General features: G+C 51.3%; 6 tRNA genes. All 6 read right to left on the reverse strand.

Going from position 1 to position 561, the window contains the following annotated elements:
* Nucleotides 1-6 precede the first annotated feature (6 nt).
* The 6 genes from ACWPAB_RS15410 to ACWPAB_RS15435 all read right to left on the reverse strand — a co-directional run bounded on the left by ACWPAB_RS15410 (nt 7) and on the right by ACWPAB_RS15435 (nt 551).
* Nucleotides 7-98, reverse strand: a tRNA-Ser gene (locus ACWPAB_RS15410).
* Nucleotides 99-107: 9 nt separating this feature from the next.
* A tRNA-Glu gene (locus ACWPAB_RS15415) sits at nt 108-179 on the reverse strand.
* Nucleotides 180-183: 4 nt separating this feature from the next.
* Nucleotides 184-271 (reverse strand) — tRNA-Ser (locus ACWPAB_RS15420).
* A 29-nt stretch (nt 272-300) separates the two neighbouring features.
* Nucleotides 301-374: transfer RNA gene (locus ACWPAB_RS15425), tRNA-Ile, on the reverse strand.
* A 14-nt stretch (nt 375-388) separates the two neighbouring features.
* Nucleotides 389-459, reverse strand: a tRNA-Gly gene (locus ACWPAB_RS15430).
* Between the two features lie 19 nt (nt 460-478).
* Nucleotides 479-551: transfer RNA gene (locus ACWPAB_RS15435), tRNA-Phe, on the reverse strand.
* Nucleotides 552-561 lie beyond the last annotated feature (10 nt).

The raw sequence follows: 561 nt of genomic DNA on the forward strand, positions 1-561 counted from the left end.
TTATAAAGGAGAATGAGGGATTCGAACCCTCGCGTGGACTTACGCCCACCTGACGGTTTTCAAGACCGTTCCCTTCAGCCAGACTTGGGTAATTCTCCATCTAAACATGACCCGTACGGGATTTGAACCCATGTTACCGCCGTGAAAGGGCGGTGTCTTAACCACTTGACCAACGGGCCACAACGGAGAAGGAGGGATTTGAACCCTCGCACCAGTTTCCCGGTCTACACCCTTAGCAGGGGCGCCTCTTCAGCCACTTGAGTACTTCTCCATGTGTATATGAAACTATAAATGGAACAATGGGCCTAGGTGGACTTGAACCACCGACCTCACGCTTATCAAGCGTGCGCTCTAACCAACTGAGCTATAGGCCCATGATCATAACCGCAGCGGGTGACGAGAATCGAACTCGCGACAACAGCTTGGAAGGCTGTGGTTTTACCACTAAACTACACCCGCATAAAAATGATTATGAATATGGCGCGGGACAGAATCGAACTGCCGACACATGCAGCTTCAATGCATTGCTCTACCGACTGAGCTACCGAGCCGCAAACGGTC

This window comes from Lacticaseibacillus sp. 30, from assembly GCF_053819265.1.